The organism is Mesorhizobium sp. M8A.F.Ca.ET.021.01.1.1 (assembly GCF_003998025.1).
Classification (GTDB): domain Bacteria; phylum Pseudomonadota; class Alphaproteobacteria; order Rhizobiales; family Rhizobiaceae; genus Mesorhizobium.
In genome coordinates, this window is sequence record NZ_RZSJ01000123.1 from 1 (window position 1) to 12,453 (window position 12,453).

Annotated in this window: 17 protein-coding genes; 8 read left to right on the plus strand and 9 right to left on the minus strand. The window is 63.8% G+C overall.

Annotated elements, in window-relative coordinates:
* On the minus strand, positions 1-456 hold a 456-nt coding region (locus tag EOA36_RS12525; protein WP_145969159.1), incomplete at its 3' end, for a glutathione S-transferase family protein.
* Between the two features lie 171 nt (positions 457-627).
* On the opposite strand from EOA36_RS12525, the gene EOA36_RS12530 reads away from it, so the two are divergent.
* The gene (locus EOA36_RS12530; RefSeq protein ID WP_127277903.1) at positions 628-1,434 is read left to right on the plus strand and encodes an undecaprenyl-diphosphate phosphatase; all 807 of its coding nucleotides are present in this window, start codon (positions 628-630) and stop codon (positions 1,432-1,434) included.
* Positions 1,435-1,706: 272 nt separating this feature from the next.
* Here EOA36_RS12530 and EOA36_RS12535 read toward each other — a convergent pair whose 3' ends face one another.
* The gene (locus EOA36_RS12535) at positions 1,707-2,084 is read right to left on the minus strand and encodes a YraN family protein (protein WP_023781983.1); all 378 of its coding nucleotides are present in this window, start codon (positions 2,082-2,084) and stop codon (positions 1,707-1,709) included.
* Positions 2,077-2,979, minus strand: a complete 903-nt coding sequence (rsmI, locus tag EOA36_RS12540; RefSeq protein WP_127277904.1) for a 16S rRNA (cytidine(1402)-2'-O)-methyltransferase — start codon at positions 2,977-2,979, stop codon at positions 2,077-2,079. Before rsmI ends, EOA36_RS12535 begins: the two co-directional genes overlap by 8 nt.
* Positions 2,980-3,185: 206 nt before the next feature.
* On the opposite strand from rsmI, the gene EOA36_RS12545 reads away from it, so the two are divergent.
* Positions 3,186-3,365, plus strand: a complete 180-nt coding sequence (locus tag EOA36_RS12545) for a hypothetical protein (protein ID WP_127277905.1) — start codon at positions 3,186-3,188, stop codon at positions 3,363-3,365.
* Positions 3,366-3,372: 7 nt separating this feature from the next.
* On the plus strand, positions 3,373-3,561 hold the full coding sequence (locus EOA36_RS12550) for a hypothetical protein (RefSeq protein WP_127277906.1): 189 nt from the start codon (positions 3,373-3,375) through the stop codon (positions 3,559-3,561).
* Here EOA36_RS12550 and EOA36_RS12555 read toward each other — a convergent pair.
* The 6 genes from EOA36_RS12555 to rph all read right to left on the minus strand — a co-directional run bounded on the left by EOA36_RS12555 (position 3,558) and on the right by rph (position 7,973).
* Positions 3,558-4,337, minus strand: a complete 780-nt coding sequence (locus EOA36_RS12555) for a hypothetical protein (RefSeq protein ID WP_127277907.1) — start codon at positions 4,335-4,337, stop codon at positions 3,558-3,560. The two genes, EOA36_RS12550 and EOA36_RS12555, sit on opposite strands and share 4 nt — an antisense overlap.
* A gap of 114 nt (positions 4,338-4,451) precedes the next feature.
* The gene (locus EOA36_RS12560; RefSeq protein WP_127277916.1) at positions 4,452-4,775 is read right to left on the minus strand and encodes a low molecular weight protein tyrosine phosphatase family protein; all 324 of its coding nucleotides are present in this window, start codon (positions 4,773-4,775) and stop codon (positions 4,452-4,454) included.
* Positions 4,776-4,840: 65 nt separating this feature from the next.
* Entirely contained in the window at positions 4,841-6,019 is a 1,179-nt protein-coding gene (hemW, locus tag EOA36_RS12565) for a radical SAM family heme chaperone HemW (protein WP_127277908.1), read from the minus strand.
* The gene (gene rdgB / locus EOA36_RS12570) at positions 6,016-6,663 is read right to left on the minus strand and encodes an RdgB/HAM1 family non-canonical purine NTP pyrophosphatase (RefSeq protein WP_127277909.1); all 648 of its coding nucleotides are present in this window, start codon (positions 6,661-6,663) and stop codon (positions 6,016-6,018) included. The genes hemW and rdgB overlap by 4 nt, the downstream gene beginning before the upstream one ends.
* The gene (locus EOA36_RS12575) at positions 6,663-7,073 is read right to left on the minus strand and encodes a VOC family protein (RefSeq protein ID WP_127277910.1); all 411 of its coding nucleotides are present in this window, start codon (positions 7,071-7,073) and stop codon (positions 6,663-6,665) included. Before EOA36_RS12575 ends, rdgB begins: the two co-directional genes overlap by 1 nt.
* 183 nt (positions 7,074-7,256) lie before the next feature.
* A complete protein-coding gene (gene rph, locus EOA36_RS12585; protein WP_127277911.1) occupies positions 7,257-7,973 on the minus strand; it encodes a ribonuclease PH in 717 nt (238 codons plus the stop codon).
* A gap of 194 nt (positions 7,974-8,167) precedes the next feature.
* Between rph and hrcA the strand changes: the two genes are divergently transcribed.
* The 5 genes from hrcA to EOA36_RS12610 form a co-directional block, all read left to right on the plus strand.
* A complete protein-coding gene (gene hrcA / locus EOA36_RS12590; RefSeq protein ID WP_127277912.1) occupies positions 8,168-9,250 on the plus strand; it encodes a heat-inducible transcriptional repressor HrcA in 1,083 nt (360 codons plus the stop codon).
* A gap of 38 nt (positions 9,251-9,288) precedes the next feature.
* A complete protein-coding gene (locus tag EOA36_RS12595) occupies positions 9,289-9,486 on the plus strand; it encodes a hypothetical protein (RefSeq protein WP_127277913.1) in 198 nt (65 codons plus the stop codon).
* 86 nt (positions 9,487-9,572) lie between these two features.
* Entirely contained in the window at positions 9,573-10,922 is a 1,350-nt protein-coding gene (locus EOA36_RS12600) for a sorbosone dehydrogenase family protein (RefSeq protein WP_127277914.1), read from the plus strand.
* Positions 10,923-11,037: 115 nt separating this feature from the next.
* Entirely contained in the window at positions 11,038-11,655 is a 618-nt protein-coding gene (locus EOA36_RS12605; protein WP_127277915.1) for a LysE family translocator, read from the plus strand.
* A gap of 177 nt (positions 11,656-11,832) precedes the next feature.
* A partial coding sequence (locus EOA36_RS12610; RefSeq protein ID WP_145969160.1) for a PLP-dependent cysteine synthase family protein occupies positions 11,833-12,453 on the plus strand: 621 nt, incomplete at its 3' end.

A 12,453-nucleotide genomic window follows, 5' to 3' on the forward strand; every position in this document is an offset into this window, starting at 1 on the left:
GGTGTATTTCATGTGCTGGCGGATGTTGGCGCGCGCGGCGCGGATGGCGCCTGAATCGGGCGAGCCGCCGCCCGCGGTTTCCGGCATCACCGGCTTCAGCACGCGCTCGCGCACCAGGTGGCGGGTGACCTCGCTTTCGGCCTTGTTGAGATACCAGTCGATCAGCCGGCGGATTTCGGCGCGCTGCATCGGATCCTCGGCGAACAGCCGCTTGTCGCGCTTCAGCACACCGCGCGTCTCGTCGAGATATTCCGAGATGACCGTCGCGCCGATGATCGGCACGTCGCCCTCGGCCAGCAGGATCGGCAGCGTGCCGGCCGGGTTCAGCGCCAGGAACTCCTTGCGCCGCGTCCACGGCTTTTCCTCGATCAGCGCCAGCTCCTCGCCATACTCGCCAAAGGCGAGGCGGACGAAGCGGCAGGTGGCGAACATGGGATGGTGGAAAAGCGTCAGCATGGTTCCGCGATGATAAAGCGCACGAGTGTGGACTGGCGAATCGCCGGGCGCACCGGTAAGTCTTGGCCGCCCGGTTTGCGGGCCGTCAGGGGTGTTGCGACCTATAGGGGCACTTCGGCGCCATGACAAGCAAGCCATTCCGTTAGCCATCACGCCAATGCCGAGGTAGAAATGGAAAGCCAGACCATCGTCGAAGCCCTGCTGCTCGGCCTGCTGGAGGGGTTGACCGAATTCATACCGGTATCCTCGACCGGCCATATCCTGCTCGCCGGCCATTTCCTCGGCTTCCAGTCGACCGGCAAGGCCTTCGAGATCCTGATCCAGCTCGGCGCCATCCTGGCGATCCTCAGCGTCTATTTCCGCCGCCTGTGGCAGATGCTGCTCGACCTGCCGCATGACCGGCTGACGCGGCATTTCGTCATCGGCATCCTCATCGCCTTCCTGCCGGCGGCGATCATCGGCGCGCTGGCGCACGATTTCATCAAGACGGTGCTGTTCGAATCGCCACGACTGATCTGCATCATGCTGATCATCGGCGGCGTGGTGCTGCTGGTCGTCGACCGCATGAATCTCAAACCGGTCTATCGCGACGTCGAGCGGTTTCCGACCAGGCTTTACCTGCAGATCGGGCTGTTCCAGTGCCTGTCGCTGATCCCCGGCACCTCGCGCTCGGGTTCGACCATCGTCGGCGCGCTGCTTCTGGGCGTCGACAAGCGGGCGGCGGCGGAATTTTCCTTCTTCCTTGCCATCCCGACCATGGTCGGCGCCTTCGCCTTCGACCTGTTCAAGAACCGCAACGTGCTGACCTCGGCCGACCTGCCGGTCATCGCCATCGGCTTCGTCGCCGCCTTCGTCACGGCGCTGTTCGTGGTGCGCCTCCTGCTCGATTACGTCTCGCGCAACGGCTACTCGCTGTTCGGCTGGTGGCGGCTGGTGGTGGGCGTCGTCGGGCTGGTGGCGCTGATGATCTGGGGGTAAGGGGCGGTCCGCGACCTCCTCCACTTCGTCATCCACGGGCGGAGCAAGGAGCGAAGCGACGCAGCGCAGACCCGAGGATCCATGCCGTGACGTGGATCGAAGGGCTCTGCGATCGAGAATAGCCGCCGCCAAGCTCGCCATATCCGGCGAAAAGTCTTTTATTTCCTGCACGGTAGCGGCGCTCAGAGGTCGCGGCATGGATCCTCGGGTCTGCGCGACGGAGCTGCGCTCCTGCTCCGCCCGTGGATGACGAAACAAGGAGTGGCTGTCCTTCAATTCCGTCCATAAAACGCATTCGGGACATGCACCGGCCAGCGCCAGGGCAGCACTGCGACCATGTCGAAGCGCATCGACAGCCTGCCATAGTCCGGCTGGCGCGACAGCCAGATGTCGGCCGCGCCCTCGATGCGGCGCTCCGATTCGTGGCCGATCGCCTCCATGGCCTCGATCAGCGTGCGGCGCGCCTTGACCTCGACGAACAGCACCAGATCGCCGCGCCGGGCGATCAGATCGATCTCGCCGAAGCGGGTGCGATGGCGGCGCGCCAGGATCCGGTAGCCTTTCAGCATCAGCGCGGCCGCCGCCAGCCATTCGCCGCGATGGCCGCGCCGGTAGGCCTTTTGACGGCTGGCGCTCGGGCGTTCAGCCATCGCCGCTTTCTCTAAGTTCGAGAAGCCGCCGGTAGAGCGCCTGCTTCTGGCCGCCGGTCATTTTCGCGGCTTCCGCCGCCGCCTTGGAGGCCGGCATCTCCGCCGCCAGCGACAAAAGCAGGCGGTCGATGTCTTCCGGTTCGTCGGCCTTCGCCTCGGCGGGACCGATGCAGACGACGATCTCGCCCTTCGGCGTGTCCGCCGCCGCGTAATGATCGGCAAGCGCCCGCAGCGTGCCGGTGCGGATTTCCTCGAAAGTCTTGGTCAGTTCCCGGCCGATGGCGGCTTTGCGCTCGCCGCCCAGCGCCTGGACCATGGCGCCGAGCGATTCAGCCAGCCGGCGCGGCGATTCGAAGAATATCAGCGTCGCCGGGACCGCCCTCAGCGCCTCCAGCCGCGACAGCCTCTGACCAACCTTGACCGGCAAAAAGCCGGCGAACAGGAAGGCGTCGGACGGCAGGCCCGACGCCGTCAGCGCGGCAAGCGGCGCCGACGGGCCGGGAATCGGCACGACGCGAATGCCCTGGTCGAGCGCCTCGCCGACCAGCCGGTAGCCGGGATCGGAAACCAGCGGCGTGCCGGCATCGGAAATCAGCGCCACGCTCTGGCCTGCCGCAAGTGCCGCGATCAACTTCGGCCCCGCCTCGCCGGCATTATGCTCGTGATAGGCCGTGGTGCGTCGGCGAATGCCGTAGCGGTCGAGCAGCACCCGCGACACGCGCGTGTCCTCGCAGGCGACGATGTCCGCGGCGGCGAGCGTCTCCAGCGCGCGCAGCGTGATGTCGGCCAGATTGCCGATCGGCGTCGCCACCAGATAAAGCGCCGGATCGAGCGGGCGGGCCGCGATTTCGGTCTGCCCGACCACATAGCTGCGCTTGCCCGTCTCGCCAGTCACCGATGCCGTCTCCGTTCAAGCCTGTTTGGCCTGCCAAATCCTGTTTGGCCTGCCAAAACTTGTTTGGCCTGCCAAAACTTGTTTGGCATGGCTGGCGCCGGCTTGCAAAACTCACGCCGATGTAAGGTGGCCGCCATTCCTTCGCCACAGTGGGGAACGAAACCGGTTTTGGCAGATTTAGCCCCTGATTCCCTTGGGAGGACAGGATGGACAGCCTGACGATACAGGACGCGTTCGCGCCCTATTATGCCGACCACGATCGGACCTCGCGCCGGGACAAGCGGCCGCCCGCCAAGATCGGACCGGCCAGAGAGCCGGCCGCGGTCGCTTTGCCCAGCAACACAAGACTTTCCGAGAACAAACCCGACAGCACGACGGAGCACTGACCGGACGATGCCCAATCGCTTCGACATCTTCATCACCCGTCTTGAAACCAAGAGCGCGCGCCACGGCGTGCCGCTATCCCCGATAGGCGACCAGCACCGCACCCGCCGCGACAAGGACAGCGCAAAGCCAGTCCGGAACGGCGAGGCGCACGCCGAGAAAGAGCGCGGAAAGCACCGCCACAAACACGACGCTTAGCCGCCGATTAACTTCAAAACGACCTGAAGTGCGTGTTCGGCTGCGATTCCGAGCGCGGCCCCTGCGAAGTTCGAGGACAACCAACGAAGAGCACGGATGAGTACGGCTTCTATGGCATCAATGCGGGCTGAAGAGGCCTTCAGTAACAATATGCCGGCATCAAGCTCAAATTTGATCCGTTCCCTGTCCTCAGGTAGAATTTCGTTGGATGCGACCGCAGCACTTTCAGCAACCGCAATGGCATCGATCGTTGCCAAATACTCCGGCTGGTTGTGATCAAGCCGAACGAGACGATCTGAGGCAGGAACGGCCTCCGGTCTCGTTATTGGTTTCTCGGCATTCTTTACAAGATAACGCCTGAGTTCACGGACGTGAGGTTGAAAAAAATGCTCCACCAACTGGTTTAAAGTGGCGTTGATATTGTTTCCGCCGCCTGGGAAGAAGCCGAACGCGAATTGCCAGGCACTATCCTCCTTTTCAGTAAGGGCATCCAGCAATTGTAATTGGCCAGAGAGCCTATATTCCAAGTCATCTGGCCAATTCAGTTTGCCCGATCCGACCATCCCCCGGCCTTGGACAATGACCTCCTTTTCCAACTGACCAGCGGGCAGATACTCACGAAGCCAAGCTAATCGGGACCGGAGAGGCTCAGGGGCATGCTCCAAAGTCTGAAACCACTGCTTTAATATCCTCGCAAAATCTTGATGGCGAGCAGCGCTCACTTCATTTGCGTAATGGTCAAAATCATCAAAGAATTCGTCGACATCGTCAGCCATTTATTTCCCCCAAAGTACGCCGTGGGTATATCAGCAAATAAAAGCCGGTCTGGCTAGATACCAACTGAGCGCCGGGTGATTTTCGTGTCGCCTTGCGATAGAGAAAGCATGGTGTCAGACGAGATATCGCGAGACCTTTGCCTTGAGGAGGTCAATCAGCTCAGGGTCCATGAATTCGTAGTCGTCAGGGATATCGAGGCAGATCACCTTGGCCGCCTTCAGGCTGGCCTTGAATTTCTTCTGCAGCTTGCTGCGGTGCGTCTTCTCCATCACGAAGATGATGTCGGCCCATGCCACCAGTTCAGGCGTCAGCGGATTGTCGGCATCGTGATTGGTGCCGGCCGATTCGACCTCGATGTCGCGGCGGGTGGAAAACACCTGCTCGGCGGTCGGGCTGCGCAAGCGGTTCTGGCTGCAGACGAAGAGGATCTTTTTCAACGAGTGCTGCTTCCGTGTGAGCATGATCTTGTCCGAAAACCGGGTCCCACTTTTCGGGATCATGCTCAGCGCGCCAGATCGGCCACCACGGCGTCGAGCACGATCATGCCGGCGGGCGTGGCGCGCAGCCGCGTGTTGCCGATCGGCGCCACCAGCCCCTCGCCTTGCAGCACCGACAGCCGCGCGCTCGACAGGCCGCGCCCGGAAAACGCTTCGTAGCGGGTGAGGTCGATGCCTTCGGCGAGCCTGAGCCCCATCAGCAGGAATTCGTCGGCCTCTTCGGAGCGAGTCAGGAGCTCGCCGCCGGTTATGCCATGGCCCTTGGCCTCGACCAGGTTGGCCCAGGTTTCCGGCATTCTCTCAGCAATCGTCACCACCCGATGGCCGTTCTCGACGAAGCGGCCATGCGCGCCGGGGCCGACGCCGACATATTCGCCGTAGCGCCAGTAGGTCAGATTGTGCCGGCTCTCGGCGCCTGGCCGCGCGTGATTGGAAATCTCATAAGCCGGCAATCCATGCGCCGACGTGATCTCCTGCGTCAACGCATAGAGGTCGGCGGCGTGGTCGTTGTCGGGAATGGTGAATTTCTTCGCCGCGTGCAGCGCATGGAAAGGCGTGCCTTCCTCGATGGTCAGCTGGTAGAGCGACAGATGGTCGGCGGCATGGCCGATCGCCTGTTCGAGTTCCGCCTGCCAATCCTCGGGCGTCTGTCCCGGGCGCGCATAGATCAGGTCGAAGGACAGGCGCGGAAAGATTTCGCGCGCGAGCCCGATGGCGTGCAGGGCTTCCTCGACATTGTGCAGCCGGCCGAGGAAGCGCAGATCCTTGTCGTTCAGGGCCTGCACGCCGAGCGAGACGCGGTTGACCCCCGCGATCCGGTAACCACGAAACCGCTCCGCCTCGACCGAGGACGGGTTGGCCTCGAGCGTCACCTCGATACCGTCAGGCACCGTCCAGTTCTTGGCCACCGCGTCCAGAACCCTGGCCACGGTTTCTGGCTTCATCAGCGACGGCGTGCCACCGCCGAGGAAGATGCTGGTCACTTCGCGCGGCCCGGTGCGCTGGCGCATCGTCGCAAGCTCAGCCTCGAAGGCGGCGGCAAAGCGCTCCTGGTCGACCGGCTGGTGGCGGACATGGCTGTTGAAGTCGCAATAGGGGCACTTGGCCGCGCAGAACGGCCAATGCACGTAGACGCCGAAGCCGGGACTGCGGTCGAGCGCCATGGTGGTGCTGGACCCGATCATTCCGAACCAAGCCGAGCGCGCGCGAATTTCTGGAAGGCGCGGGCGCGATGCGACAGCGCCGTCGCCTGGCCTGGCTTCCAGCCGTGCTTTTCCTCCGCATTCATCTCGCCGAAGGTTTTGTCGAAGCCATTGGGGAGGAATACCGGATCGTAGCCGAAGCCGAGTTCGCCGCGCGGCGGCCAGACCAGAGCGCCCTCGGCCTCGCCGCGATAATATTCGGCCTCGCCGTCGGGAAAAGCGAGGCAGATGACGGCGACGAAGCGGCCCGTGCGCCGTTCGGGCGTGGCCGCGCCGACTTCCTGCAGCGCCACTTCGGTGCGCTGCATGGCCATGGCGAAATCGCGCGATCCTTCCGGCGTCTCGGCCCAGTTGGCGGTATAGACGCCTGGCGCGCCATCGAGCGCGTCGACGCAGAGGCCGGAATCGTCCGACAGCGCCGGCAGGCCGGTCGCCTTCGCGGCCGCGAAGGCCTTGATGTAGGCGTTTTCCTCGAAGGTGGTGCCGGTCTCGTCCGGTTCGGGCAGGCCATACTCCTTGGCCGACTTCGCCTCGAAGCCGAACGGACCCATCAGGTCGGCGAATTCGCGCAGCTTGCCTTCATTGTGGCTGGCGACGACGATCTTCTTGCCATGGAGTGAATGCATCAAAGGCCCCAGATTCTCGGCTCGGCGAACTCGATCGAATTGCCCGAGGGGTCGCGTATATAGATCGAACGGCCACCTTGCGGCCATTCGAATTCGCTTTCGATGGCGATTTTCTTCGCTTGAAGATGGGCTTTCCAGCCGTCGATTTCAGCGGCGGTTGCGGCAAAGCACAGATGGCCTTCGCCAACCGCGCCGTGCGGCGGTACTTTCAGCTTCGCGTCCGGGCCGTGCGGAATTTTGGTCGCCTCAGCGTTGAAGATGAGCAGGACGCCTTGGCCGCAGCGGAAGAAGAGGTGGCGGCCTTCGACCTTGCCGAGGAGGATGAGGCCGAGGATGTCGGTGTAGAAGCGCTCGGCGGCAGGCAGGTCGGTGACGTAGAGGGCCGATTCCAGGATTGCGGAAGGTGTCACGAGGCGCCCCCCTCTGCCCTGCCGGGCATCTCCCCCACGAGGGGGGAGATTGGCTGTATCAGTCGCTTTCGCCACTTTTCAACGTTGAAGGGCAGGCACGGCCAGCCAAACTGCCAATCTCCCCCCTCGTGGGGGAGATGGCCGGCAGGACAGAGGGGGGCGCCCAGGCTCGGCATCAAAATCCTACGCCACCGCCATCTGCTGCAGGCTGACCAACCGGGAAATGCCCTTCTTGGCCAATCCCATCAAGTCCGCGAACTGCGCTTCGGAAAAGGGCTCGCCCTCGGCGGTGCCCTGGATCTCGACGATGCCGCCCTTGCCCGTCATGACGAAATTGGCGTCGGTGCCGGCCGAGGAATCCTCGATATAGTCGAGATCGATGACCGGCTGGCCGTCATGGATGCCGCAGGAAATCGCGGCGACATGATCCTTCAGCACCTTCGAAACGCTGGCCATCTGCCGCGCTTCCATCCAGCGCAGGCAGTCATGGAGCGCCACCCAGCCGCCGGTGATCGAAGCGGTGCGGGTGCCGCCATCGGCCTGGATGACGTCGCAGTCGACGGTGATCTGCTGTTCGCCCAGCGCCTGCAGGTCGACCACGGCGCGCAGGGAACGGCCGATGAGGCGCTGAATTTCCAGCGTGCGGCCGCCTTGCTTGCCGGCGGAAGCCTCGCGACGCATGCGCTCGCCGGTCGAGCGCGGCAGCATGCCGTATTCGGCCGTGACCCAGCCCTTGCCGGAATTGCGCATCCAGCCCGGCACCTTTTCCTCGAGGCTCGCGGTGCACAGGACATGCGTGTCGCCGAATTTCACCAGGCACGAGCCTTCGGCATGCTTGGAGACGCCGCGCTCGAAGGAGATGGCGCGCATTTCGTCGAATTGGCGTTTGGAGGGGCGCATTCAGGCTTCTTTCCAGTCATTTTTCGGAATCGTGGCCGGCTTGTAGCCCCACCAAGCCCATGGCGCAAAGGAAAATGGCCGAGCGATCCGGCACCGGGTGATCTGGCACAGACACCGGGTGATCTGACACAGACACCGGGTTGCGCGCGGGTAACGGAAGTCTATATCCTTGAGCCGGAGGTTTTTTGGCCGCAATGACCAAGGCAGTCGATCCCGCGTCGCGGTCGCCCGCGCTTCAATCGCTCGACATGCGCTCGCGCGACATCTTCCGGCGCATCGTCGATTCCTACCTCAGGGATGGCGAACCCGTGGGCTCGCGCAGCCTGTCGCGCATCCTGCCGTCCTCGCTGTCGCCGGCCACCATCCGCAACGTGATGAGCGACCTCGAGCATCTCGGGCTGATCTACGCGCCGCACATTTCGGCCGGGCGTCTGCCGACGCAGGCCGGCCTGCGCTTCTTCGTCGACGCGTTCATGGAGCTCGGCGACCTCTCCGACGAGGAGCGCCGCACCATCGAGGCGCAGGTGCGGGCCTCCGGCTCGGGCGCGACGCTGGAGCACATGCTGACCGAGGCCAGCCAGATGCTGTCGGGCATGTCGCGCGGCGCCGGCCTGGTGCTGGCCGCCAAGAACGAGGTGGCGCTGAAGCATATCGAATTCATCCAGCTGGAGCCGACCAAGGCGCTGGCCGTGCTGGTGTCGCAGAACGGCGATGTCGAAAACCGCGTCGTCGACCTGCCGGCCGGCATCACGGTCTCGCAACTGCACGAGGCCTCGAATTTCCTCAATGCGCATATTCGCGGCCGCACTTTGGCCGAGGCGCGCACCGAGATCGCCCGCATCAAGGAAGAGACGAGGGCGGCGCTCGACACGCTGTCGCAGGACCTCGTCGAGAAGGGACTGGCGGTGTGGGCGGGCGCCGAAAGCGGCCTGCCGGCGCGGCTCATCGTGCGCGGCCGCGCCAATCTGCTCGAAAACGTCACCGCCCAGGCCGACATCGAATTGCTGCGCCACCTGTTCGAGGACATGGAGACGCAGGACGGGCTGATCCAGCTGCTCGACCTCGCCGAGGAGGGATCGGGCGTGCGCATCTTCATCGGTTCGGAAAACAAGCTGTTTTCGCTGTCGGGCTCATCGCTGGTGGTGGCGCCCTATCGCGACAAGGACGCGCGCGTCGTCGGCGCCCTCGGCGTCATCGGCCCGACCCGGCTCAACTATGCCCGCATCGTGCCGATGGTGGATTACACGGCGCAGCTGATTTCCCGCATGCTGCGCTAAGGTCCTAAAATCGAGACAGGCCGCAAAGGAGAAAAAGAATGGCGCTGGAATCATTCAAGGCCCAGATCAGTCTGCTGCTCGAAGAGATGGTCAACCAGCCGGAGGACCAGCACGAAATTCAGGAACAGCTGCGCGAAAAACTGCGCGAAATGCGCGCCATGGGCCTGCCGTTGCCCGCCGATCTCGTTGCCCTGGAAAAACGCCTGGATGACGATTTTTACGCTGCCGGGACCTGATTCCTGACGTTTGCTTCGAACCATCGTGCGTGACGGAACCCAGGGACAGACCGATCGTTAATTTCCTTCACGATCGAGTGGAGGAAATGATGCGATTGGCCGGACTGGCGATGTCCGCACTGTTTCTCACGACCGCGGCTCTCGCCCAGCAGGCCGATCAGCCTGCGCTCAAAGGCGCGGCGGCTTTCGGCGACTGGCGGGCGGACAGGCCCGGTGTACGCCGGCTGATCAAGCCGGAAGACCTGCCTAAACCCTATGCCACCAAATCCGCCTCGAACGGCGCAGGCATTGTCGACATGCCGGCGAATGCGAAGCCACGCCTGCCGTCCGGGTTTTCGGCCGAGCTGATCGCCTCGGGGATCGACAATCCGCGCGTCGTGCGCGTCGCGCCGAACGGCGACCTGTTCGTCGCCGACAGCGAAGCCAACCAGATCCGCGTCTATCGCCTGACGAAGGACAGCGCGAAACCCGCCGAAAACGGCATCTTCGCCGGCGGCCTCAACCAGCCCTATGGCATTGCCTTCTATCCCTTGGGCAACGACCCGCAATGGGTCTATGTCGCCAACAGCGACAGCATCGTGCGCTTTGCCTATCGCAATGGCGACCTGAAGGCCTCGGGTGACCCGCAAACCATCGTCGACAACATTCCGGCGAATCACCACTGGACGCGCGACATCGCCTTCTCGCCCGACGGCAAGACACTTTACCTCTCCGTCGGCTCCGGCTCGAATGTCGCCGAGGATATGGGCAAAAGACCCAGAGGCGGGCTCGATGCCTGGGGCAAGTCGAAGCCGCTCGGCGCCAGTTGGGGTTCCGAAGCGGGCCGGGCCGAGGTGCGAGCCTTCGACCCCGACGGCAAGAACGGCCGCGTCGTCGCCACCGGGCTGCGTAACTGTTCGGGCATGACCGTGCAGCCGGCAACCGGCGCGCCGTGGTGCGTCGTCAACGAACGCGACGCACTCGGCGACAATGTGCCGGCCGAATACGCGACATCGGTCAGGGAAGGCGCCTTCTATGGCTGGCCCTGGTATTACATCGGCAACAATGAGGACCCGCGCCACAAGGGCGAGCGCCCCGACCTCGCCGGCAAGGCTGATATTCCCGACGTGCTGATGCAGGCGCATTCGGCGCCGCTCAACATCGCGTTCTATGATGGCAAAAGCTTTCCGCCGGAGTATCGAGGCGATGCCTTCGTGACCCTGCACGGCTCCTGGAACCGCGGCAACAGGACCGGCTACAAGATCGTCCGCCTCCTGTTCAAGGACGGCAAGCCGACCGGGGAATATGAGGATTTCATGACCGGCTTCGTCGCCTCCAATGGCGAGGTCTGGGGCCGGCCCGTGGGCGTGGCGGTGGCCGGCGACGGATCGTTGATCGTGAGCGAAGACGGCAACGGCACGATCTGGCGCGTGACTTATAGCGGCGGCCGATCCTGACCCGTCCTTGCGGCCGGACCATTGCCGTCTGGTGTAAGCGAATCCCGCGCGCAGGGCGTTCTCCCGGAGCCCGCCTCGTGCGACAAGGGCATACTCGCCCTTGGACGCCGACACCATGACCCTCACCGGGTTCCTTGCCTACAGCGCCGCTCTCGGCATCGCCGCCGCCATTCCCGGCCCCGGCATCACCGCCCTGGTCGCGCGTGCGCTCGGCTCGGGCTTTCGCTCTTCGCTCGCCATGTCCTTCGGCCTGATGCTCGGCGACCTCATCTATCTGACCGCCGTGGTGCTCGGCCTCGCCTTCGTGGCGCAGGAGTTCGGCATGGTTTTCCTGGCGATCAAATGGGCCGGCGTCGCCTATCTCGCTTTCCTCGGCTGGCGCTTCTGGACCGCCGGTATCACACCCGAAACCATCGAAGCCAGGAAGGGCAAGGGCGGATTGCCGTCGAGCTTCGCCGCCGGCCTCACCGTGACGCTCGGCAATCCAAAGACCATGATCTTCTACCTCGCCATCACGCCGACCATCGTCGACCTGAAGACGATCACGCTTGCCGATTACGGCATTCTCGTCGCGCTGACGGTCGTCGTCCTGTTCGTCGTGCTGGTGCCCTACCTGGCGCTCGCCGCCAAGGCACGCTGGTTCCTGAAGTCGCCGCGCGCGCTCAAGGTGCTGAACCGCACCGCCGGCGCGTTCATGGTTGGCGCGGCGGCGGCGATCGCTGCTCGTCAGTAGGTCGTTTCGGCCAAACCATTCCGTGGCCCGGCTGTTTCGAGAAATGCCTTTCCGAGGGCCAGGCGTTTTCAGCACACGCCCCCCTCGGATATTTTCGAGCCGCAGCCTATCTTGCGCGGTTGAAAGCCCTATTCTGTCGGCTACTGCCAATTGCCTGAAATCCAGGGAGCGAAACCAATGAACAAGCCCGTCACTTCCGCCCGCGTGCCCGGCCGCGGCCGCATCTACAATTCCATCACCGACACGATCGGCGATACGCCATTGGTACGGCTAGACAAGTTCGCCAAGGAAAAGGGCATCGTCGCCAATCTGGTCGCCAAGCTCGAATTCTTCAATCCGATCGCCTCGGTCAAGGACCGTATCGGCGTGGCGATGATCGAAGCGCTGGAGGCAGCGGGCAAGATTGCGCCCGGCAAGACCACACTGATCGAACCGACATCGGGCAACACCGGCATCGCGCTGGCCTTCGCCGCCGCCGCCAAGGGCTACAAGCTGATCCTGACCATGCCGGAGACGATGTCGGTCGAGCGCCGCAAGATGCTGGCGCTGCTCGGCGCCGAACTGGTGCTGACCGAAGGCCCGAAAGGCATGAAGGGCGCCATCGCCAAGGCCGACGAACTGGCCGCGACGATCCCCAACGCCATCATTCCGCAGCAGTTCGAAAACCCGGCCAATCCGGAAATCCATCGCAAGACGACAGCGGAGGAAATCTGGAACGACACGCAGGGCGAGATCGACATCTTCGTCGCCGGCATCGGCACAGGCGGCACCATCACCGGCGTCGGCCAGGTGTTGAAG

What these genes read in the sequence shown, in the direction of transcription:
- EOA36_RS12545 (WP_127277905.1), top strand. Translation starts at nt 3,186, where the DNA reads ATGGACAGCCTGACGATACAGGACGCGTTCGCGCCCTATTATGCCGAC.
- EOA36_RS12595 (WP_127277913.1), top strand. Translation starts at nt 9,289, where the DNA reads ATGGCGCTGGAATCATTCAAGGCCCAGATCAGTCTGCTGCTCGAAGAG.
- EOA36_RS12550 (WP_127277906.1), top strand. Translation starts at nt 3,373, where the DNA reads ATGCCCAATCGCTTCGACATCTTCATCACCCGTCTTGAAACCAAGAGC.
- rdgB (WP_127277909.1), bottom strand. Translation starts at nt 6,663, where the DNA reads ATGCATTCACTCCATGGCAAGAAGATCGTCGTCGCCAGCCACAATGAA.
- EOA36_RS12535 (WP_023781983.1), bottom strand. Translation starts at nt 2,084, where the DNA reads ATGGCTGAACGCCCGAGCGCCAGCCGTCAAAAGGCCTACCGGCGCGGC.
- EOA36_RS12600 (WP_127277914.1), top strand. Translation starts at nt 9,573, where the DNA reads ATGATGCGATTGGCCGGACTGGCGATGTCCGCACTGTTTCTCACGACC.
- hemW (WP_127277908.1), bottom strand. Translation starts at nt 6,019, where the DNA reads ATGATCGGGTCCAGCACCACCATGGCGCTCGACCGCAGTCCCGGCTTC.
- rph (WP_127277911.1), bottom strand. Translation starts at nt 7,973, where the DNA reads ATGCGCCCCTCCAAACGCCAATTCGACGAAATGCGCGCCATCTCCTTC.
- EOA36_RS12605 (WP_127277915.1), top strand. Translation starts at nt 11,038, where the DNA reads ATGACCCTCACCGGGTTCCTTGCCTACAGCGCCGCTCTCGGCATCGCC.
- EOA36_RS12555 (WP_127277907.1), bottom strand. Translation starts at nt 4,337, where the DNA reads ATGGCTGACGATGTCGACGAATTCTTTGATGATTTTGACCATTACGCA.
- EOA36_RS12530 (WP_127277903.1), top strand. Translation starts at nt 628, where the DNA reads ATGGAAAGCCAGACCATCGTCGAAGCCCTGCTGCTCGGCCTGCTGGAG.
- hrcA (WP_127277912.1), top strand. Translation starts at nt 8,168, where the DNA reads ATGACCAAGGCAGTCGATCCCGCGTCGCGGTCGCCCGCGCTTCAATCG.